The organism is Mucilaginibacter sp. UYNi724, from assembly GCF_054057495.1.
In genome coordinates this window covers 1-21,077 of the sequence record NZ_JBSRZI010000010.1, presented here as the reverse complement: position 1 = coordinate 21,077, position 21,077 = coordinate 1, and the positions used below count along the sequence as shown (strand labels likewise).

The following is a 21,077-nucleotide window of genomic DNA, read 5'->3' as shown; positions in this document are numbered from 1 at the left end:
ATAATTAACGAGCGGCTTTCGTAACGTTAAAGCGACGTTTCGGAATGAATAGGCCTCTTCTTCCTGAAAAAACCGGCGTCTTCATAATGCTTTGTGACTATAGTACCATATACTCAGCAAGACCGCCCTGTAAGGCAGAACCCGGTATCAACCGTTTAGCAGCTTTGGTGAGTTACGTTATCAATAAAGATTTACTCGGTAAACAAACTACTTATCAATCTATTCGCTTCTCAAACTCTTTACAGGATTTGTAACAGCAGCTTTAACGGTTTGAAAACTCGAAGTGAGCATTGCCATAAGCAACATTCCACCTCCAGACACTGCAAATATCCACCAACTAATTGACGTGCGGTCGGCAAAGCTTTCCATCCATTTATGCATCGCCCACCAAGCGATTGGGCTCACAATAATGAATGCCAGCAGAATAAGTCCCATCAATTCGGTTGAAAGCAAAGTGACAATCTGTGCTATCGAAGCGCCAAGTATTTTGCGCACACCTATTTCTTTGGTGCGCTGATTGGTGGTAAATATAGCCAGGCCAAAGAGGCCGAGGCAACTTATAAAAACAGATATACTGGTAGCCCAGGTCAACAATATGGAGATATGCTGTTCGCTGGAATACATTTTGGCTATGGTTTCATCAAAAAAAATGCATTGAAAATCATCGTCAGGATATTGGTCTTTATATGCTTTTTGCATGCCGTCTATAGTCGTTTTCCATTCATTTCCACCCATTGTTTGTGCCGTTAAGGCAATGTGTAAAGTGTTTTCATATTGGGGCTGCTGGGGATAAATAGCCATAGGCTTAATAGGTGCATGCAACGATGCCTGGTGAAAATCTGCTACCACGCCAACTATCACTTTATGCATTGTCGTTCCGAACGTTATTGTTTTTCCTATAGCCTGCGCTGGTTTTGTATAACCCAAAATGTGTGCATAGTTATTATTGATAAGCATATTGCCTGCTGTATCGGAAAGGGTAATGTTTCTTCCTGCTATCAGTTTTACATTATATACTTTAATATAATTTTCATCACCCGACTTATGATAAAGTTGTGTTTTAATTTGTTTTTTTCCATCCGTAAAAGTTGCATCGTTTGAGCTCCAATCTCCTGACGATGGTACATCGCCGCCTAAGCTTAACATTTGCACCTTCGGCAAACTTTTTACTTGATTCATAAAAACCTGTTTTTTGCCGACTGTCGACTTCGAGGGAAGTTGCACATACACTATAGCGTCTTTTTTAAACCCAAGGTCTTTGTTTAGCGCGTAATGCACCTGTTTACTTATCAATATAGCAGCCATAATAAAAAACTGCGCTATAATAAGTTGGCTTACGGTAAGCATTTTCCGCAGCCGGGCGTTGCGTGTGGTTGAGGCATCCGCGGATTGATTTTTCAGTACCGTAATTGGTTTGTAGCCTGACAATACCATCGCCGGATAAAATCCTGCAACAAAGCTTACTATCAGCACCAACAAAAAAATAAAAAGTATAATAATAGGGTGTCCAATAATATCTAATGTGACATCCTTTGAAATAAAATAGGAAAATAATTTTAGAATAAATGGCGCAAGTATTATAGATATAATGACTGCCAATAGCGTTATAAGAAATGTTTCGCTCAAGAACTGCCCTATCAGTTGCAAGCGGGTACCTCCCATTGTTTTGCGAACGCCTATTTCTTTTGCGCGTTGGGATGCCTGCGCAGTGGTGAGATTAATAAAGTTAATGCAGCCCAGTAGCAGTAGAAATGCAGCTATTGCAATAAGGCCGTACAGCATAGTTTTATTTGCCGTAGGGTTGTTGATCGCACCATAATTCCCATTGAAGTGGATATCGCTTAATGGCTGCAACCGGAATTTTGATTTGTAACCAGTGCCTCCTGGTTTTGCACGTTCGGGTAAGTATTTTAATAAGAGTTGCTGCACCTGCTTTTCGATACCTATAGATGATGAGTTTTCGGCAATCTTTATGAATACCTGAGACCCCCCGTTAGTATTATCCCAACTTGAATTTTGCTGCTTAATATCGTTTACACGCTGAGTGGTTGAAAATGATATAAAATCGTGAAACGTCAGGTCAGAATTTTGCTCGAATTTCTCTATTACTCCCGCAACCGTTGTTCGGATAGTATCGGCATAAATCACCTGTTTACCGATGATCTGATTATACGACAGGCGAGGGAAATATATCTTTGCTTGATCTGAAGTAAGGACAACCTGGTATGGCTGATCCAGCATTTGGGTGAGCCGACGAGCCATTTATAATTGAACAACTTAAAATAATATTGATCGACATAAACTACTTCCTTATTTTCTTTGAACTTTTGTTTCGTTACGCCAGGTATGTTCACATCATAACTCTGTGTGTAAATAGGCGCCGTTCCTTTTATCCCTGCAACTTCATGCCGTATAGCTTCGGACAAAGGGCCGGGTACTCCGGAATTATAGAAACGATCACCGTAATATTCAAAATCTGTTATTACGCGATATATCCGGTCGCCATCCTTATGGAACCTGTCAAAAGTAAAATCGTGATAAACGATAAGGAATATAACAATCGAAGCGCTTATCCCTATAGATAAACCGATAATATTAATGCCGGTGAACAGTTTATGCCGCATAAATCCCCGGAATGCCGTTTTTAAATAGTTTTTAATCATACCATAGTTGTTAAATTTAACGATCCTAAAATTTAGTTTGAAACTATTATGCCAATTATATAAATATTTGATTGTCAGTAAATTAAATTCTTAATATATTGATACTTGTAACGAAAGCGAACACGAGTCGTTTGTTTTCATAACACTTTGCATAATGAACGCCCCATCCTTGACTATTACATTCCATATTCAACCGAAAATATCCACCGCCAGATAGGTGTATCCCGTATTCATTGATAACCAAGAAAGTTCAAAGCTTTCTGCAAGCTTGTAAGGTTTTAACGAATATTTCGTTTGCTATTTTGGCTGATAAGAAATGCCCGTTGATCATTAAAATTGTCATGATCCGATGGCAAAAGGATTCTTTCAAAAAAATCCGTCAAGTCCTCAGAATGAAGCGCCGCCCTTTGCGTACGTAAATTAAAATATGCAAGCTCGGTCCATAGCAGTGCTTTTACCAAGGTTTTATTTTTATTCCACATACGCATTTCAACCACCAGGCTTCTCGGCGTTTTTGCAATCAGTTGTGAATCGATAAGTATAGTTTCCGTTATGCCGACAGGTTTTAAATAAGCTATTTGATTACAAGTTACTACCCAAACGAGGCCAAGACTTTCAAGATTCGACAGCATATCAATGCCATATGCGTCTTTCATCTGATCGACCCGGGCATTAAAAAAGTAATCCAAATAATACATATTATTTAGATGGTTGAATGGATCGCAATGTTGTATCCGAACCTTGTAGTTAGATTCCAATATTTTTTTCATAAATAGTTGATGTAATAATGCTGAAAATCCTCGTTGGAGAGGATAGTTAATTATTTATAAAAAATTGTTGACTGGATATTTTACCATTTTGAACTTGATAGACACACAACTCATTAAAATTAACTTCTGAACCTTCTAAGGTGAATTTCATAAACAAACTAAGAGCGAAATAGGAACCTGAGTACACCGGGTCAGATATTTCTATAGTAGAAATTTTTATTCTTAATAGAAAAGCTTTTTCATGGTCAATTAGTACGGCAAGGCCTTTAACAGGAGATGAATCAGGTTTTAAAGGATCAAAACTTACGGCGTCCGGGCTAAACAATTCTTCATAAGCGGTTATAAAATCCTGTCTTCGTAAATATTTTATTAATTTTTCTGCAACAACTTTTGTAGTTTCCATTTCTTGGGATTTTGTTTCCCGACAAAGCTACAGGGCATTGCTTTAAGCCTGTTTGTATAAAAACGACAAAGTGAACTTTGTTATGGGAGTTACCAGAATTATATATTGTTAATCATATAAACATCTTTCTTTTGAGTTTTTTAGTATTTATGACAAGCAATTGTCGTTTCGGGCTATTTGTGAGGGCGTTATACCGCTATACTTTTTTACTTCCCGACTTAAATGTGCATGATCGTAATAGCCAGTATCTATAGCAATCTTTAAAAGGGTGATGGCAGACTCCGCCTGTTGTAGTTTATTTGCCGCATGCTTAAACCTGATGATCTTAATTAATTCAGTTGGCGGGATGCCGATGTCTTTAATAAATATTCTTTCCAGTGTCCTTATGCTTAAGTTGTAAGTTTTCGCTATATAATCTACGGAAACCATGCCCTTGCTTAAAAAGATGGTTTCTGTGATAGGTATGATAGGACTGTGCTTTATCAATTTTAGCTTACCGAGAAAAAAATGGTCTAACCGATTGATCAAGCCGTCGTCTATCTCAGCCAATGAATAAAGCTCCTTATCGGGAAATTCGATGATCTTATCAACCAATTCGTCTAATGGGATATTATAAAAAGCAGACACGCCAAAAGGCTTAAATCGGATGCCAATAAAACGACTTCCAGGTACGCTGCGGACAGTATTTGAAACCGTCATAGTGCCACCTAAGTAGATATTTCCCGGAACGAGGACCGTATCAGTATTTATACGCGGTCTGGAATTGCCGACATTAATAAATATCTCCGTACATCCATCAGCAAACACCTGTCGGTTAGCTGGCTGATACAATAAACCGGTTTCTAATGTGTAGTAGGCGTCAATATAGGATGCTAAATTTTTACCTGCCTTGTATTCTGTTAATTTCATAAAGTTGAATAGAGCAGCTTGCGCAACTCTTTTTTATATGCTAAATCTATTGCTTTAATCCGGCTACTAAATCGCTCACCGTTTTTAAAACAGTATTAAGGCTAGCAGGTTGTCCCGTTACCTTGGCAATCATAATACCGCCCTCAATAAGTGCTATCATAGTAAGGGAAATTTCATTGGTATCAATACCATGCCTAAACGCGCCTGCTCTTATGCCTGCGGCTATGAGGTTTTCTATCGATCTCTTCCAGCACTGTATAGCCCAGACAGCCCTTTCCTTTTAAATAAGATTTGTATCATCGGCCTCCACGGCGGTATTAAGGATAGGGCAGCCTCCAATTGGGAACGATTTTGACCTGTTAAAAACTATAGTAAACCTGCGCGTAAACCATCAGCTTATCATGGTAATTTGTAGCTTTTTGTATGTGCTGTTTTACCTGCTTGCGCACTTTATCTTCAATGGATAAATCAGGTACAACAGTACCAGAACCACCTTCATTGGCAAAACTTATCTGAATGTCCATCTTCCTATTAGAACCGTAACTAGCGATCTATCTGTGATCCATTATTTTATTCAGCCCTAAAATGCCCTGATAAAAAATTTTCGCCTTACTAATGTCCGTTGAGCCGTTGTCGATTACGGATTTTTATTCCTGTTTTACCAATAAAACAATAATCGGTACTAAATACTTAACAATTGGTATACTTATCCGAGCAAAATGAAACAAATACTTTACAAATGATATAAATGTATAATTTTAATTTAGTTTAAAAATCGCCAATGTAACAATAGTAATGAATATCACTATTTGCATGGTATAAAAAACATTCAGTTTAAATACCCGGCCGCTAATCTCCTCATCAGCCTCAATACTGTTTTTGGACAACTTGTCTTCGATCTGCCTTAGCTGCCTCCCTCCAAAAAAGACCCCATTGAGTGCAAGCACCACGATTAATAACAACTTTAACTGAAGCCATACCTGATGCAGAAAAATGCCTCCCGTTATCCATGTCAAGCCTATTCCGGAAAGGGATAATAGTATTCCGCCTGCCGTTAAAACTGTAGTTAGGCCTGACATGAGCTTTGTTATTCCACCCGATACCTCTCCGTTAAATTTAAATTGGAAGATCAAAATACGAAAGGCTACAAATTCGGTAACTGTCGTTCCGGCCATCAATACAAAGCCGGAAAGATGTGCGATTAGCAGGAGTTGTCGCAGCGTTAATATATTCATATCAGGCTGTGGTTTTTTTTGTATCCCTTAACAGTATATAACTCGTTATCGCCATATAAACCACTGTTATTCCATGGATCAGCTGTGACATTATCGGCCCGTTATTCAGATAAACCAGCAGGCAATCTGTAGCCGGGACAATGATCGCCGCCGTAAAAACATATGCCGTCGCCTTCTTCATTCTAAAAAAGAGCAAGGGTAAAAGCGCCAAACCTGAAAATATATCACGTACCCCTTTTATCCTGCCAAAGGCAAGGTCTAAATTGCTGGAAAGTGGAATTCCAAATCCCGCTGCACCAGTCCGTGGAACCAGCATAAACCTAACGCCGATAATAATAATTCCCGCTGCGATGAGCAAGGTCATCCAATAGGATGCCGAGCGAGGGCCCCAATTGGCCATTGCATTTTTTATTTTCATGTTATAATTTATTTATAACACAAAGGTCTCTAACATAAAACAAGCAGCCATTCACCAAGGTTAATTAATGCTTTCCGGTAAGCCGTTTTCTGATGCGACTTAATGACTGTGGCTTTATCCCGACATAGGAGGCGATATAGTATTGTGGCACGCGTTGCCCAATGTCAGGAAACCTCGATAAAAACAATTGGTAGCGAATTTCGGGCGGATCATTATAAAGCGAACGCACCTGGTTGATTAGGTTGATATAGACTTCTTCAAGGGCGAGCCGTCCGAATTTTTCGCCATGCTTCACCTGTTCATAAAATAGCTGGATATTGGAATGGCTAATGGTGTACAGCAGACAGTTTTCTAACGCCTGGATATTGATCTGTGAGGGCATTTGCGGCAGAAAACTAGCATAGTCGCATACAAATTCACCTTCCTTATTAAAATAGGTCGTTTTTTCCTCTCCATCAATTATCGTATAATATCGAACAAACCCCAGCCCGATACAAATGATATTTTTACAGACATTACCAGCTTCCAGAAGATGTTGGCCTTTCTCGAGTTGTTGTTCGCGAAACAAAGATTTAATGATCGCTTCATCCGCTTCAGAAAGTGGAATGTAACGTCGAATTGATTCAATCAGCAGGTCCATGTACAAATATAAGCAAGTCGTTTGCGGAATTATATATCCTACACAAAGAGACTTAGTATTCCTTAAATTAATGAATGCGTACCTCGTACTCGGAACATCGCTGAAATAGAGAGTAGCAACTCAGACCATTGCGGGTTTGGCCCAGAACAATGAATTTCGATGATTAGATAGAAAAACCAGTTGTTTTCTATTCCGTGTTACCTTCGAGTTCGTTGGCAAAAGTACCGGATATGTGTGGTTAGTTTTTTTGGCTTCTAACCTATTTGTTTCACCATCACAATATCCTCCATAATAAAGCCATCACCGATATCAATATCCTCCCGACCTGTAATTTCGAACCCTACACGCTGATAAAATATCACGGCTGAATTATCTTTGTTGACATTTAAGGATAGTGAGATGTTCTTAGCTTGCAGAGCAGCATTTTCAATATAGTTCATTAATAGTAGGCCGATACCTTTCCCCTGGCTTCCCGGCAATATGTAAATTTTGTGAATTTTGGTTTTAGTTTGTTGTTTGTAATTAAGCTCGTAAGACGCGTAGCCAAAATAATCGCCATTTTCACTCGCAAGAATAAAATGATGCCCGAGTTCTATTGTCTGTCTCATTAACGCATCCGGATTGTACATCCAGTCGAGCATATAGGTTATCTGGTCTTTAGAAAGTATACTGCCAAAAGTATGTGGCCAAGTATCATTCGCTATTCGGTTTATTATTTCTAAGTGTTCTTGTTTGGCTATGACGATTTCCATTTTGAAATATATTGGTAGGATGTAACTGTAAAATAAATAATAAAATATTCGGATAACCTGTTTACCATATTGCGAAGATCCGTGTAATACCACCGGTTGATTAGCCGACTTTCGATGCCCCCAAAATCAGCGTAGCACCTTTCATAGGCACTTTTTCTAAATTAGCAATGTTTTCCACGGCCCATTTTCCCATAAGAAAAAAGCATCTAAAAAACCAGAGCAAATAGCCGCGATGCCATGCAATTATTTTTTTTTGGTTATTTCACCAATTATTTTTCCCCTATGATGCATCCCCCACAAAGCCATTTCATCGATTATAGGTTTTAAACTACGGCCATAGCTGGTCAACTCGTAATCAACGGTAATCGGCTTAGTGTCCATTACAGTTCGTGTTATTAAACCGTTGATCTCTAATTCCTGCAATTCTTTCGAAAGCATTTTGGTACCGATACCGGCCAATAACCGATGTAGTTCCATATATCGCTTTTTTCCGAATGAAGCTAAACAGGCGATGATCATAACCTTCCATTTGCCGCTTAATATATCCTTTGTATCGTTGATCGCTCTTAATCGCTCCCAGCAATCTACCGATATCTGTCCGTCAACCGACTTTGTTTCCATATTGCAAAATTACTATACTTCCCCGAAGGAGACTACTTCCCTTTGGGAAAGTGATACCGAAAGGGAAGCTAGTCATGGTAGCTTTGCATTCATAAATTCAAATCAGATGAACACAATAACAAGCGGCATTGTCCGTATTGAACAACCAGGAAAACCCGCGGTACTCAAATATGAACATACTGAAATTCCGCAACTTGGAGAAGGAGAAGTATTAATCAGCCAAAAAGCAATTGGTGTAAATTTTCTGGATGTCTTCTTTCGTAACGGTACTTTCCCTATGCCTGCGTATCCGGCACTGATCGGATTAGAAGCAGCAGGAATCGTTGAACAAACCGGTGATGGCGTCAAAGAATTTGGGGTGGGCGACCGGGTGGCTTACTACGGCTCAAATGGGGCTTACTCCGAAAGACGAATCCTTCCTGCTAAAGAAATTTTTAAACTTCCTGACGATATATCATATGAACAGGCTGCGTCAATCATGATAAAAGGCATGACTGCACATATGTTATTAAAACAAAGTCATGAGTTGAAGGCAGGGGAAGTTGTGCTGATCCATGCCATGACCGGCGGTGTTGGAACTCTATTAAGTGAATGGGCGAGATCTATTGGTGCTACTGTAATTGGTACTGTAGGCAGCGTAGCTAAAAAAGATCTTGCCTTAACGCGAGGTTTTGATCTCGTTATTGATATATCGGCCGAGAACTTTGCTGAAAAGGTAAAGAAAATTACAGATGACAAGGGTATTGATGTGTTTTATGATAGTATTGGCGTTGCCACATTTCAAAAGTCGCTTGAGTTGGTTAAACCGGGTGGAAGTGCGGTGCTGTACGGTTGGGCATCCGGTATGCCAGAAATTAATACTGCGTTTATTGAGCAAAGAAAAATAAACTTTGTACAGGCTGTATTAAATCATTATCCGGCTTACCAGGATAAGTCAGGAAAAGCATTGCCCGAGATATTCTCCTTGGTGCGAAACAAAGTATTCCAATTAAAAAAGCCTTTAATATATCCTTTGTCAAATGCTAACCAGGCACACGCTGATCTGGAAGAACGTAAAACTACGGGTAGTATTATTTTGGTGCCAGCAATTGTAAAACCCCTTTAAAACCATTATGCGCCATATTGGCCCCAAATCAATTTCTTCAGTAATTTATGAATTTTACAATAATTGACTCTAAAACATTGTAAGAGATGCAATCATAGTAAGAGGCCGTATCATAATTCAAATGATGCGGTCTTTTTTGTTTATTTATTATTTTGCTGATGTGAGAAATATTTCACCCTAAAAATGGGATAAAGTGATTTCCGAGTGAGAAACCAGTCAATAAAAAAGCTTTTTAAGCCGCTTTCTTTCTTAAATTTTGTGCAATTGCGATCAGTCCCCATTCAATCTCGACTTTTTCCTTATCCGGAGCAGGAACCTTCTGAAACCGTGGTTTTGTTTGATATTTCCGAATGTTGGCTCTACGTCAAAGCACCGTTTCTTTCGCCGCTGTATTCCTTCTTCGCTGTTCAGCAGTTCATAAGCCTGCTTCTTTAGCCTGTTAAGGTTTTCATTGAGCTCGATGATCCGGTTACCTTTCGACTTATGACAAGCACCATTAAGCGGGCCGGTAGCACAGTTTTGGGCCTGGTACCTTTTTACCGTTTGCTTAAAACCCGTTGCGATTTCCCTGGTGTAAGTTCCTATACAACCAATCTGCTGTCCCATCGGGCAGATATAGTGGTCATTCTCCCGGTTATAGAAAAGCTTGTTTGCAGCAAAAGGATGTTTGTTATTGTGATTTTCATTTTGTCCTGTATCGAACATCCCATACTTTACAAAGGCACTGACGTTGTTTTGTTCGAGCAGAGAATAGTTTTCCTCAGAGCCGTAACCTGCATCTGCAATAAGCACACCGGGTGTTTTTCCAAAACTTGCTTCGTGTTAACCCAAGTGCGCTGTTAATGTATTAGTGTCTGTAGGGGTGGAGTGGATGGTATAGTTAATGCTGAAGGTGGATATATGGACAGTATACCCCGGCTTTAACTGGCCGTTCAGCATGTGGCATCGGGGTCTGTTTTGCAATAGCTGCTCCTTTCCATCAGCATCGCTTCCGGCTGTTCGTATTTAGCGATGCTTTCAGGATAAGTTTTGGTGATATACTTCGGCTTCGCTTTGATCTTTTTGTCGATGTTGTCTTTTGTGGCCAGCTTTTCACTGAGCTGAACTACGATGGCTTTCACCTTTTCACTATCTATCGTTGTAAAGTCCGGCGACTCCAGCATCTTGTCCTCATCTGCGGCAACATGCTGGGCATATTGCCAGGCAATTTTTGACAAAATTTCATAACGGCCTTGGCCAAATTACTTTCCGGTGCGCTTTGCCCCATTTTATCATCTCAGAGATCAACGGGATTAAGCTTTGGCAATAGGCTGTGATATTGTATTCGATCTTTAAAGAAGCTTCATCATGGACCGCACGTGTAATCAACTTATTTTGCTCCAGTTCTCTAAGTTCTTTAGAAAGCATTCGAAAAGTAATATTGGGCAGGGTTCTCGCAATTTCGCGGTAGTGCCTGCTTCCATTATGTAAAGAAATAATGATCAGCATTTTCCATTTACCGCTGATAACGTAAAGTGTATCTTGAAGATATTTCATATCCTTTACACATTCTGGGGTTATCAATTCTTTGCACTGTCCCATGTTCCTGTCGATATACTGGAGTATATCAGCAACAAATATAAATCCTAAATGTAATAACTTCGTTGTGTTATTGAAATTATAACGAGTATCGTTGATGTAAATTTTTATCAATTCAACTGTTAATGGAAAATGATTTATTGAAATTTGTTCTGGCCGCAAATGTGGGGACGGCCACTTGGAAAAAAAAAGAAAAGATGTCTGTGCACATGAGCATTTCAGGCCGGTTGTGGCCCGCTAAAGGCGTGGGTGGGATTTTGGATGATCTTCACCTGCATTTATCTTGCCATGAACAAAAGGTCTGCTTCTTCCCCTTTACGGGAATTAATTTAAAAGGTATCTTTGAGCCGAATCAAGTTGTTCTTCAATCAACGGACGGTAAAATCTTGCAAGAGCGCCGTAATCCAAAGGAATCATTTAACAATCACGGACCTTCATCCCAATGGGATATGCTGGATCTTTTATATTTCATTGGATATGCGATCTGGAACTATTTGACTATGCCCTTTAACTTTGATCTTTCAGGGTTCAAGGCCAAAGAGGTTGAATCGCATACTGAAAATGATGAGCAATGGCGTTGCCTGGAAGTTACTTTCCCTGATCACATCGTGACCCACAGCAAGGTGCAATTCTTCTATTTTGACAAATACGGCCATTTAAGACGGCATGATTATTTTGCAGACATTTTGGGTTCAGTTCCGGTTACACACTATGTTTATGACCATCAACAGTTTGGTGGCTTGATCTTGCCAACCAAGCGGGTAGCTTATTTAAGAGATGAAAATAACAAGGTTCAACCAGAGCATGTCATCGTCTGCATTGAAATTATCCAAATCGGTTTCAATTGATACGCCCGATGGAAATGATTTCCGACCGCCGGCGTTAGCTCGGATGAAAATCTAACACAATCACTAAAAAACTCATTTTAAGTTTGTAAATTTTTCAGCGTTAAGCAATTGTCTTTTAGAATCAAAGGGAATGGTTGGATAAACACAAAGTCTTGATCACAAGAAAAGCCTGTTAGTTTGTTCTGACAGTTTTTTTGTTTAAAGTGCCTCTAACCCTTTTTGTCACAACCTGACTGAAAAACAATCCAGCGGCAGTTCGGTATCGACTTTAAGTTAGACCTTGATATTAGGTTTTGATCCAGACCGTTTTGGGACGTCACTCCTTCCAAACTGTGTCAGATTCTAAAAACGCAGATTCAATATTGTTCTGATTGGTTTTTTGTGTTTCTTTGACAGACACCTGCATGCCTAACGCCTCAAATTTCCTGATAACAGCATCCAGATATTTATCCAGTGAAAACGCCGTATTAACCTCTAAAAGCGAAAAATCGGTTTATATCATAAAATAGCCACATTAATGTCAATACAACTCCTGATGCAAGATAACAGGTAAGTAATGGAATTAACCATCTTGTTATTGACACTTATTATAATCGGTTTTTAACGGCATTTTGTATATGGCATCGTCAAACAAAAGCATGAAACGAGGCTGCACCATTTATGATACAGCCCCTTTGTCCCCAGACCTGGAGATAATTCGAACCACTTGGTTATTGACTAATAAATCGGTTATTTCACAACGATGGTAAGCTTTTTTTTGTTTTCCTCTTTTGTCGCAGACCTATAGCTGATCCGCAAATGGCAATATGCTTTACTCCGCTGCAGCAAGGGCTGCCGCTATTCAATTCTATAGAAACATAGGTTTTCAAAGCGTATCAAACAATCTTCAACCTATTTCTAAAGTGAATCAAAGAATCTGCATATTTTAACTATTATTTATAGTTTCTGGCTTTATAGTTCCTGAACGAAAAAATGAAACAAAATCGAAAGGATTTGCAACAAGCTCGTACGTGTTTTTTTTTAATATAATGTTTATTTGCGTTCTAAAATTACAGTTAATAATAAATCAAAACTGAAGACTTAAATTTGCTTTATCATTTTTTAGGCAGTCTAAAGCCATATGATTAAGCTTAAAACCCTACCAGTAATGAAACAATTTCGAAACAACGCTACCTGTAAAAAAATAGTCCCATATTCCCAATGGACAAAAAAAAATGAGCAAATATCTATTAACTGCGATATAAGGTCCTTTTTAAGCAGATTGAACATTTTAGCTGTAGCCCTGCTAATACTTTCTACTAATTTCATCACAATTACTGCCCTTGCCCAACAAAAACTCAAGCCGGGACAATCCTTTAAAGATTGTTTTAATTGTCCGGTTATGGTAGTGATACCTGCAGGTAAATTTACTATGGGCAGCCCGGAGAACGAAGATGGGCATTCTGTTGTAGAAGGACCGCAGAAGAGTGTGAGTGTCGGGCAATTTGCGGCGGCCAAGTTTGATGTAACACTGGGGCAATGGCAAGCTTTCGTAAAAGCCACGAGTCGCCCGGTAATGGGCGGCTGTGCATTTAGTGGTTTTAAGGACACGACACGAAAAGATTGGGACGATAACCCTAACGCATCCTGGCGCAATCTTGGTTTCACACAAGATAGCACTCACCCGGTTGTTTGCATAACATGGAACGATGCACAGGATTACGTAAAATGGTTAAGCAAAAAAACAGGATACACTTACCGCTTATTAACTGAAGCTGAATGGGAATATGCTGCAAGAGCAGGTACCACTACAGCTTATCCGTGGGGAACGGCGGCCAGTCATGAGTTTGCTAATTACGGTGCTGATTCTGGCTGGACAGGAATGATCTCAAAGCGTGACAAATGGATGTGTACTTCGCCTGTAGGATCGTTTCCACCAAATGAATTCGGGTTATATGATATGCAGGGAAATGTGTTGCAATATGTTGAGGACTGCTTTTCAGCTTCGCTTTCTGACGTACCGGCCGATGGCTCTGCTTACAAAACTGATGTTATATTAAAGATGACCGGCAGGTATTCTTTTATGAATGGAAAAAGATCCTGTGATAGCAGGATGGTACGCGGCGGTGATTGGGGAGATCCCCCACAGATGATTCGTTCAGGATTTCGTAATTGGGCTCCAGGGCGTGGATTTACAATAGACAATTATCGCAGTGGCGGGGTGGGTTTTCGTGTAGCCAGAATACTATAGAGCCTGCTTTTTGTATTTGAAGGACTTGACGGGGCAACATCAAAACAATTGAAAATTAAATAAATGCCAAATTTCAAATTAACACTTACCGCTCTTTTATTGATGAGTAGCTTATTTTGTTATGCTCAAAGTGATGAAAAATCAATTGAAACCCAAGTTACCCGTATGATTTCTGATTGGAATACTCATGAGTTTAAAAACATGGACCTATATACAACTGAAGATGTTGAATGGGTAAACATTGTAGGTATGTGGTGGAAAGGAAGAAAAGATGTAAAAATGGCACACCAAAGCACTTTTGATGTTTTCTTTAATGGAGTTCCTTTTTCACAAAAAAGCTTAAACATCCGTTTTCTAACGGGTGATGTTGCCATTGCAAATTTAGTTTGTCATGTTGGTTCTCTTTTTCCACCAGACGGAATCGATCGCGGTAATAATAGAACGCCCGAAACGGACAATTTATTAATGTTGGTCTATAAGAAGAAAAGTGGCATATGGTTATTATCTGCTGGACAAAATACCATTATCGATCCAGAGGCCGCAAAACACAATCCCATAACTATCAAAACGAATTGACAATTGAACTATCACCTATAACATCATACCATGAAAATCAACTATTTTAAATTCGTTGTTTTGGGTGCGTGCATGCTGCTTGGCATTAAAGCCCACAGCCAGCAAGCGGATACCACAAAAGAAAACACAGCGATAAGGCAGCTCATCAAAAATTATGAGGATGCGTGGAACCGGCACGATCCAAAAGGACTGGCTGATAACTATACAGCCGATGCCACATGGGTAAATTGGTTTGGCGCCTACTATAAAGGGCGGGACGATATCCAATTACATTATAAGCAGGTACATGAAACCTATTTCAAGGCTACTCATTATTATACCCGCGCGGTGGAGGATGTTATCTACACGCATCCTGATGTCGCTATTTCGCATGTGCGTACCGGTTTGGATGGCGATGAACGTTTTCCCGGCCAAACGTTTGAGTTTCGCAGAACAATCATCCTGATTAAGCGCGACGGCGTTTGGAAGATACTTGCCGGGCAAAACGCCAAGCTGGAAAAGGGAATAAAATAGGAGGCGCGCATAACCAGTCTTTAGAATGCCTATGGTCAGCTTTTATTAGGTTCAATACCATCTCGCTCTTTGGTTAGCACTAACTTCGGTTACTTCAGCTATTCTGTTAATTACCTGCATTTCCCGGATTTGCTGTTACCATTTTAGGAGGGAAACCAAAATGCCGTGAAAAGCTGGCGGAAAAACTGGCCGGGTTACTAAAACCTACCTGGTAGGCAACTTCAGCAACGGTAGCAGTGCGGTTTTGTAACAAGGCATGGGCGTATTGAAGGCGAATAACCCGTATCAGTTCTCCCGGCGCTGTACCTATAACCGCTTTAAGCTTGCGATGAAGCTGTATGCGGCTCAGGCCTATTTCTGTAGCCAGTTGGTCGGTTCCGTAGCCGGCATCATCAAGATGTTTTTCTACGGCCAACTGTATTTTTTTCATAAATGCTTGTTCTATAGAAGGTAAATAGGCTGGGTCGTTAAGCCAGCGATTTTTCGTTCCCGCAGCGTCACGCCGCTGGCGGCTAAGAATGATCAGGTTATTGGCCGTGGCCATCAATTCCCGCTTATCAAACGGTTTGCCCAGGTAGGCATCTGCACCGGTTTCAATACCCAACAGGCGGTGGCCTGAATCTGCTTTGGCAGTAAGCATCACAACAGGGATATGACTGGTACGGGGCTCTTCTTTAAAAGCTCTACATAACTGGTAGCCGTCCTGCCCTGGCATCATCACATCTGTAATGATCAGCGCCGGTACCAATTCCATACCAAGCGCTATACCTTCGGTGCCGTTGGTAGCCGTATAAACGCGATAACGATCCGCTAATAGCCTTCTTACAAAATCGCGTAACTCCAGGTGATCCTCCACAAAAAGGATAACCGGCCTGTCGTCATCCTCACCTAAGGCGTACCGGGCATTTTCATCGTTTAAGATAAGGCCTTCTTCATCCTCAGTTTCGGGAGCAGTAGCCCGCGGGAGAGTTAATAATACGGTGATTTCTGTGTAGGCTCCTTCCCAACTTTTTACCAATATTTGCCCGTCCATCAACTCCACAAGTTCTTTTGCTATTGCCAGGCCAATTCCGCTTCCTTCCGGTACGTAACTTGCGGCAGGGTCCACCTGATAGAAGCGGGTGAAAATATGCGGTAGTTTTGATTGCGGTATGCCTTTTCCCGTATCTCGTACCTGTATGGTAAAGCTATCTTCGCCATGTTCGTTCTGTTGCAGAAAAACGTCCACACGCCCGGTATCCGTAAACTTCACCGCATTGGAGATGATGTTCAGGAAAATCTTATCCAGCTTTTCCCTGTCTGCCAGTACCCATAATTGCTTGTGACTGCAACGGAAGTGCAGGGAAATACCTTTTTGCACAACAAGTGTTTCAAAGTTTTGCAGGTGATCGTAGATCAGCGCTACCAAATCAAGTGGCAACAGGGACAGTTCCATTAAACCATGTTCCAGCTTACTTAATTCCATCAATTGATTGATCAGCTGAAGCAGGCGTTCGGCATTGCCTAAAATGAGCTTGTGATAATTTTCGGTATTCGGGTTATTCGCGTCGGCCAGCAGTTCGCGCGCAGGGTTGATAATCAATGTAAGCGGCGTCCGGAATTCGTGCGCGATATTGGTGAACAGGCGAAATTTAGCAGCATCCAGTTCGTGCAGTTTTTCCGCTTTTTCTTTTAGTTCTGCGGTGCGCTGCTGCACCATTAACTCAAGTTTCCTGGCCTCCGCTGATGCCATTTCCCTTTTTTCACTTTCCAGGGATAGGGCTGCGGCTGATAAAATTTCCACCTCTTTGAGCCGGGCGGCAAGGCTTTGAGTGGTTTTGGAAAAGTCGAGCGCCAGGTAGAGCGACAAGCACACAGGCAGTATCAGGTCACCTATGCTCAACGTAAATACCCGCATAGCGTTATTGCCATATGACCATACATGGAAGGTGTCGTCTAATGCAAAAAAATAAGAGAGGGTAACTGCTGATACGCCCGCCGCAACGAGCCAGGCACTTCGCCGTTTTTTGCAGATAAGGTGATACACCGAAATAAAGCCATCAATATTGCAAACAAAAAAGACGATAGAAAAGCCATCCGGCCAGCTTTGACCGGGGAAAATATAAAACCTGATCAAGTATGAAATGATGTAACTTAAGGCTATTGCTGACAAAGTAAGGAACCGCCATCGTGGGACCCGTCCGTAATCAAGCATATAGAGCAGCATCAGTCCGGACCAGAGGAGCGATACCTTAATAAAACAGGTCATAAAATCGGCGAAATATTGCACAGTCGGGTAGCTTGTGAAATAATATTCGTAAATAACGATGCCGTTAATGCCAGTAAGTATAACGTAAACCGCATAGTAAAGATTAAGCTTTCGCTGCGGGTAAAAGAAAAACAATAACAAATGGAGCAGGCCGAGAATGAGCCCGGCAGCAGCGCATATGGGTGCAAACTGGTAAAGTATTAGTTTATGACGCATGCGCTGCGCGAAGGGTTGATAATCTACTAATAATACCTCAAATCCGTAAAAATCGGGATAAACCCCGATGTGATTGGCATAGTGAATAGTTAACAGATGCGGTCGCCCGTCACTGAACCACAACGGCGTCAGGTCCCATGGTGCCCTGACGGCTTCCATTTCCTGTGCGGAGCGTCCCAATTTCCCATATCCGCCTATTGGTTTACCATCGATAAACATTTCAGAAGCGCCGTCATGATTAATCCGTAGGCCAAGCTTTCGGTTAGCCAGCTCCGGACCGGCTTTAAGCCATATGGCGAACCAGCCGATCCCATGCCAGCCTGCAGGCAGCGTTGCTTTGCCGAAACCGGTAAAATGAAGGGGTTGCCAGCCGAATAAGCCGAGCGCCGGCTCTCCACCACCTCTAACAGGTTCGGGATGGAATAACCAGCTTTTATCCCTTAGCGAGATCTCGTGAAACTTGCCAAAGTTTTTACCGCTGATCGTAATTGTATCCTGAGCCTTAAGCTGGGTGCAGTTGCATAACCAAACACAAATCAGCAAAAAGATTGGAATTGATTTATTTGAACACATATGCCATGAGTAGGTATATACAAACATTTAGCCTGACAGCAAGATATCAAAATTTCTTAAGATAATCCAATGGCGGCCCCATAGCTATAAATCCATGGTTTTTCTTGAATTCATCCTTTCTGCTTCGGTTTTGCCTTTCATAACGCCGTTGCTCAGCGCCAGGGAATAAGCTTCCAAATTACCAGCAGGCTGAAAAGTAGTGAGCATGCGGCCGACACCCTCACCGCCTACTTTAGTGAAGGCATGTGGTACACCCCTTGGGCCGAAAACGCTGTCACCGGCCTTTACTTCATATAGATTGTCGCCTACCTTGATCTTGAATTCACCTTCTATAATATACCACCACTCATCCTGATCGGGGTGCACGTGAAGATTAGGGCCTCCTTTTTTTACCCTTGTCGATTCATACACATACATATCTCCATCGGTGTCAGCACTTGCCACCTTGGTATAAAAGGTGTCGCCCTCAAACAAATGCATCGGCTTTTCCGCACGATCTTTTCCTGAGGCAATCTTATAACCTTTCTGTTCACGCAATTTGTTGAATGCCCCGGCAATACTATTTAATGGAAGTGTTATTGCGGCTGCAATTGCGGAAATACCATTGATAAATTGTTTTCTTTTCATAATAGAGTAAAATTCCGATTCGACTAATTAAAACGACTACAGGAAACGCAAATTAAGACAGGTGAGTTATATGAACATTCGCCACATGATTTGTACAGTTGGCGAGCCAATGCGGATAATCCTGAAGTAAGAGCTATTCCGCAGTATACAATTCACGAAATTTAATTTGACAATCTTGTCAAGATTTGATATTGGTAAATGAGCAGCCTGGTTTTATGTGGTTTAGCAAATTATTTTCAATCCGGAGATTTGCAGGGCCCGCGATCATAAGCAGCGTATTTGCACGCCAGGCCTGAAAATACCATTGCCAGTTCACATAGCCTACACCGAAACCCAGCAGTAAAGCCAAAACAGGTACCGAAAACAGGTAAATTATCTGGTTTTTTGTATTCCGTTTTGCTTAGTTGCAAGTAAGTGTTTAGCACCGCAGACGTATCGTCCGGTATGGGTTTTGATTTTTTCTGAAATCACGACAATATAATTACGAATACGCTCACATAACGAATTGCTTGCCGACCATTTTCCTTATTTATAAGTATAGTTATAAGTTGTCGTGTAATGGGTTGAGGTAGCGTTAAAATAAGTGGTATTTATCGTAATCTGCATAGGGTAACCCTTGTCATTATACACATAGGTCAAATCATCTTGTTGGTATTTAACAAAACCGTTTTTGGTAACATCGTAAATTTCAGTAAGTATTTGTTTAGGGTTATTTTTACAATATGCCAGTGCGTATTCCCAGGTAGCACCTTGAGGATATGATGCTTCCCAATAAGCCTTAATTGCCGAAAAAGGTGAATGTTTGTCATCAAACGAGGTAAAGCTTATACGTTCATACATTTCACCAACTCGGATACCGGACAGGCGTACAAATCCGGCATATGCAAGGTTACCTTTATCGTTGTAAGTGTAATCATAACGGAAGCCCCCGCCGTCAGCGGTGATCGCATTTACAGGCAAGCCATCTTGATTATTCAAAAACTGCCATAAATCTCCCGGCCTACTTTTGACAGGTCCGTTTGGCTCATCTTTATCAAAGTAAGTCCAGGTAACCTGGGTTGGCGCAGTAGTGTAAATGTTAACAGGACTATCGGGTAGCCCTGCTAAATTATAAACAAAACTGGTGGTGCTGGTATGTATGAGTGCTTGGTTAGACGAGGCGTACTCATTGACGTGTATATCTACCTGGCTCGAACTTATGTTATATGTAACAACATTGTCGGTCCGGGAATATTTTACAAGGTTATTACCTTTATCATATTCGTATTTGTAAGTATATGCCACACCTCCATTGCTTTTCGTCTGTGTAGCCGGGTACATGGCCTGTACTTTGGTGCTGTCAACAGGCGGAATCGGTTTCGGGCCAGTATCTTTTTTTTGGCAATTACTTAATAACAAGGTTGTGCATACCCCAATGACATAAACCAGTGGTTTGATGAATGTTTTCATAGTAATAGGTGTTTTAAATGTTGTTTGTTGATACTGAGGCAATGCCGGTGAAAGTATTAAGTTACCAGTATTATAACCATCACAAATAAACATCAATAGAATAAAAAACACTTGCGAGTTTGTAGCAATTCCTTTCGAATTCTTGACATTTTTTTCGACAAACAATTATCTGTAGTAAAGTTCACCTAATACTAAAGATTGACTTTTAATCATGCTCCCGAAGGGGAATAAAATGGTCAGAAAACTGGAAAGACAGGTAAAGCCATCATGTAAGCCAACGTCATTACTGTAGCTGTTATGCTAATATGAATAGCTTCGCAATCTGCTCAATCCTTACTTCCCCAAACTGGGCTCGAATCAAAGTATTAACAGGCCAACTGATTCAATTATTAAAAAAATGATGGAATATCCTTGAAATATCAAACTATACATTTTGTGCTATCAATAAAGGATAACTGAACATTATCGTTAAATTCATCACTCATATATTTTGGGAGTTAATGGTATCTATAAAAGTTAGCGAAAGCTAATATTAGTCAACATACAAGTATTAATTACAAGTCATCGGGTTATTTGGCATAATCTAAATTTTATCATCTTTGTTCATATTGATCAATTATGTATCCTCATGAAAGAATATTTCAAACCTCTTGCCCGCTTTAAAAAACGCGAACATCCGTTCGATATAGGCATGCCCTTTTCC

The 21,077-nt window shown here is 40.7% G+C and carries 22 protein-coding genes and 1 pseudogene; 5 read left to right on the top strand and 18 right to left on the bottom strand.

The window, feature by feature from the left end; all coding sequences use genetic code 11:
• Positions 1 to 219: 219 nt before the first annotated feature.
• From ACVW0P_RS14830 to ACVW0P_RS14775, 12 genes and pseudogenes are all read right to left on the bottom strand, one after another.
• Positions 220 to 2,262 carry an FtsX-like permease family protein gene (locus tag ACVW0P_RS14830; protein WP_457132779.1) on the bottom strand — a complete coding sequence of 681 codons (2,043 nt, stop codon included), beginning with the start codon at positions 2,260 to 2,262 and terminating at the stop codon, positions 220 to 222.
• Positions 2,145 to 2,624: an ABC transporter permease gene (locus ACVW0P_RS14825; RefSeq protein ID WP_457132921.1), complete on the bottom strand. Its 480-nt coding sequence runs from the start codon at positions 2,622 to 2,624 to the stop codon at positions 2,145 to 2,147. The genes ACVW0P_RS14830 and ACVW0P_RS14825 overlap by 118 nt, the downstream gene beginning before the upstream one ends.
• Positions 2,625 to 2,941: 317 nt before the next feature.
• Positions 2,942 to 3,433 carry an acyl-CoA thioesterase gene (locus ACVW0P_RS14820; protein ID WP_457132778.1) on the bottom strand — a complete coding sequence of 164 codons (492 nt, stop codon included), beginning with the start codon at positions 3,431 to 3,433 and terminating at the stop codon, positions 2,942 to 2,944.
• A 46-nt stretch (positions 3,434 to 3,479) separates the two neighbouring features.
• On the bottom strand, positions 3,480 to 3,836 hold the full coding sequence (locus ACVW0P_RS14815) for a nuclear transport factor 2 family protein (protein ID WP_128533030.1): 357 nt from the start codon (positions 3,834 to 3,836) through the stop codon (positions 3,480 to 3,482).
• 147 nt (positions 3,837 to 3,983) lie between these two features.
• Positions 3,984 to 4,745, bottom strand: a complete 762-nt coding sequence (locus ACVW0P_RS14810; protein WP_457132777.1) for a DUF6597 domain-containing transcriptional factor — start codon at positions 4,743 to 4,745, stop codon at positions 3,984 to 3,986.
• A gap of 46 nt (positions 4,746 to 4,791) precedes the next feature.
• Positions 4,792 to 5,010, bottom strand: a pseudogene (locus ACVW0P_RS14805) (TetR family transcriptional regulator C-terminal domain-containing protein); the annotation flags it as partial.
• A gap of 94 nt (positions 5,011 to 5,104) precedes the next feature.
• Positions 5,105 to 5,269, bottom strand: coding sequence for a VOC family protein (locus ACVW0P_RS14800; protein WP_166727639.1), 165 nt, complete (start codon positions 5,267 to 5,269; stop codon positions 5,105 to 5,107).
• Between the two features lie 234 nt (positions 5,270 to 5,503).
• Complete coding sequence (locus ACVW0P_RS14795) at positions 5,504 to 5,980, bottom strand: hypothetical protein (RefSeq protein ID WP_457132776.1); 477 nt, start codon at positions 5,978 to 5,980, stop codon at positions 5,504 to 5,506.
• A gap of 1 nt (position 5,981) precedes the next feature.
• Entirely contained in the window at positions 5,982 to 6,398 is a 417-nt protein-coding gene (locus tag ACVW0P_RS14790; RefSeq protein ID WP_457132775.1) for a DUF4267 domain-containing protein, read from the bottom strand.
• 64 nt (positions 6,399 to 6,462) lie between these two features.
• Positions 6,463 to 7,038, bottom strand: a complete 576-nt coding sequence (locus ACVW0P_RS14785) for a Crp/Fnr family transcriptional regulator (protein ID WP_457132774.1) — start codon at positions 7,036 to 7,038, stop codon at positions 6,463 to 6,465.
• A gap of 254 nt (positions 7,039 to 7,292) precedes the next feature.
• Positions 7,293 to 7,790, bottom strand: coding sequence for an N-acetyltransferase family protein (locus tag ACVW0P_RS14780; protein WP_457132773.1), 498 nt, complete (start codon positions 7,788 to 7,790; stop codon positions 7,293 to 7,295).
• Between the two features lie 243 nt (positions 7,791 to 8,033).
• Positions 8,034 to 8,411 carry a winged helix-turn-helix transcriptional regulator gene (locus tag ACVW0P_RS14775; RefSeq protein ID WP_457132772.1) on the bottom strand — a complete coding sequence of 126 codons (378 nt, stop codon included), beginning with the start codon at positions 8,409 to 8,411 and terminating at the stop codon, positions 8,034 to 8,036.
• 106 nt (positions 8,412 to 8,517) lie between these two features.
• Between ACVW0P_RS14775 and ACVW0P_RS14770 the strand changes: the two genes are divergently transcribed.
• On the top strand, positions 8,518 to 9,516 hold the full coding sequence (locus ACVW0P_RS14770; RefSeq protein ID WP_457132771.1) for a quinone oxidoreductase family protein: 999 nt from the start codon (positions 8,518 to 8,520) through the stop codon (positions 9,514 to 9,516).
• Between the two features lie 270 nt (positions 9,517 to 9,786).
• Here the strand turns inward: ACVW0P_RS14770 and ACVW0P_RS14765 are convergent, their stop codons facing one another.
• The 3 genes from ACVW0P_RS14765 to ACVW0P_RS14755 all read right to left on the bottom strand — a co-directional run bounded on the left by ACVW0P_RS14765 (position 9,787) and on the right by ACVW0P_RS14755 (position 11,052).
• Positions 9,787 to 10,308 carry a transposase gene (locus ACVW0P_RS14765; protein ID WP_457132770.1) on the bottom strand — a complete coding sequence of 174 codons (522 nt, stop codon included), beginning with the start codon at positions 10,306 to 10,308 and terminating at the stop codon, positions 9,787 to 9,789.
• 140 nt (positions 10,309 to 10,448) lie between these two features.
• A complete protein-coding gene (locus tag ACVW0P_RS14760; RefSeq protein WP_457132769.1) occupies positions 10,449 to 10,733 on the bottom strand; it encodes a hypothetical protein in 285 nt (94 codons plus the stop codon).
• Positions 10,734 to 10,737: 4 nt separating this feature from the next.
• Positions 10,738 to 11,052, bottom strand: a complete 315-nt coding sequence (locus ACVW0P_RS14755) for a winged helix-turn-helix transcriptional regulator (protein ID WP_457132768.1) — start codon at positions 11,050 to 11,052, stop codon at positions 10,738 to 10,740.
• 167 nt (positions 11,053 to 11,219) lie between these two features.
• Between ACVW0P_RS14755 and ACVW0P_RS14750 the strand changes: the two genes are divergently transcribed.
• The 4 genes from ACVW0P_RS14750 to ACVW0P_RS14735 all read left to right on the top strand — a co-directional run bounded on the left by ACVW0P_RS14750 (position 11,220) and on the right by ACVW0P_RS14735 (position 15,261).
• A complete protein-coding gene (locus ACVW0P_RS14750) occupies positions 11,220 to 11,942 on the top strand; it encodes a hypothetical protein (RefSeq protein WP_457132767.1) in 723 nt (240 codons plus the stop codon).
• Positions 11,943 to 13,089: 1,147 nt separating this feature from the next.
• Positions 13,090 to 14,172, top strand: a complete 1,083-nt coding sequence (locus tag ACVW0P_RS14745; RefSeq protein WP_457132766.1) for a formylglycine-generating enzyme family protein — start codon at positions 13,090 to 13,092, stop codon at positions 14,170 to 14,172.
• Positions 14,173 to 14,235: 63 nt separating this feature from the next.
• Complete coding sequence (locus ACVW0P_RS14740) at positions 14,236 to 14,748, top strand: SgcJ/EcaC family oxidoreductase (RefSeq protein WP_457132765.1); 513 nt, start codon at positions 14,236 to 14,238, stop codon at positions 14,746 to 14,748.
• Positions 14,749 to 14,778: 30 nt separating this feature from the next.
• Positions 14,779 to 15,261 carry a YybH family protein gene (locus ACVW0P_RS14735; RefSeq protein WP_128533040.1) on the top strand — a complete coding sequence of 161 codons (483 nt, stop codon included), beginning with the start codon at positions 14,779 to 14,781 and terminating at the stop codon, positions 15,259 to 15,261.
• Between the two features lie 106 nt (positions 15,262 to 15,367).
• On the opposite strand, the gene ACVW0P_RS14730 is transcribed toward ACVW0P_RS14735, so the two are convergent.
• From ACVW0P_RS14730 to ACVW0P_RS14720, 3 genes are all read right to left on the bottom strand, one after another.
• Positions 15,368 to 18,268, bottom strand: coding sequence for a hybrid sensor histidine kinase/response regulator transcription factor (locus ACVW0P_RS14730; protein ID WP_457132764.1), 2,901 nt, complete (start codon positions 18,266 to 18,268; stop codon positions 15,368 to 15,370).
• Positions 18,269 to 18,382: 114 nt separating this feature from the next.
• On the bottom strand, positions 18,383 to 18,925 hold the full coding sequence (locus ACVW0P_RS14725) for a cupin domain-containing protein (RefSeq protein WP_457132763.1): 543 nt from the start codon (positions 18,923 to 18,925) through the stop codon (positions 18,383 to 18,385).
• Positions 18,926 to 19,450: 525 nt separating this feature from the next.
• Positions 19,451 to 20,374 (bottom strand): hypothetical protein, encoded by a 924-nt coding sequence (locus ACVW0P_RS14720; RefSeq protein WP_457132762.1) that lies wholly within the window; start codon positions 20,372 to 20,374, stop codon positions 19,451 to 19,453.
• Positions 20,375 to 21,077 lie beyond the last annotated feature (703 nt).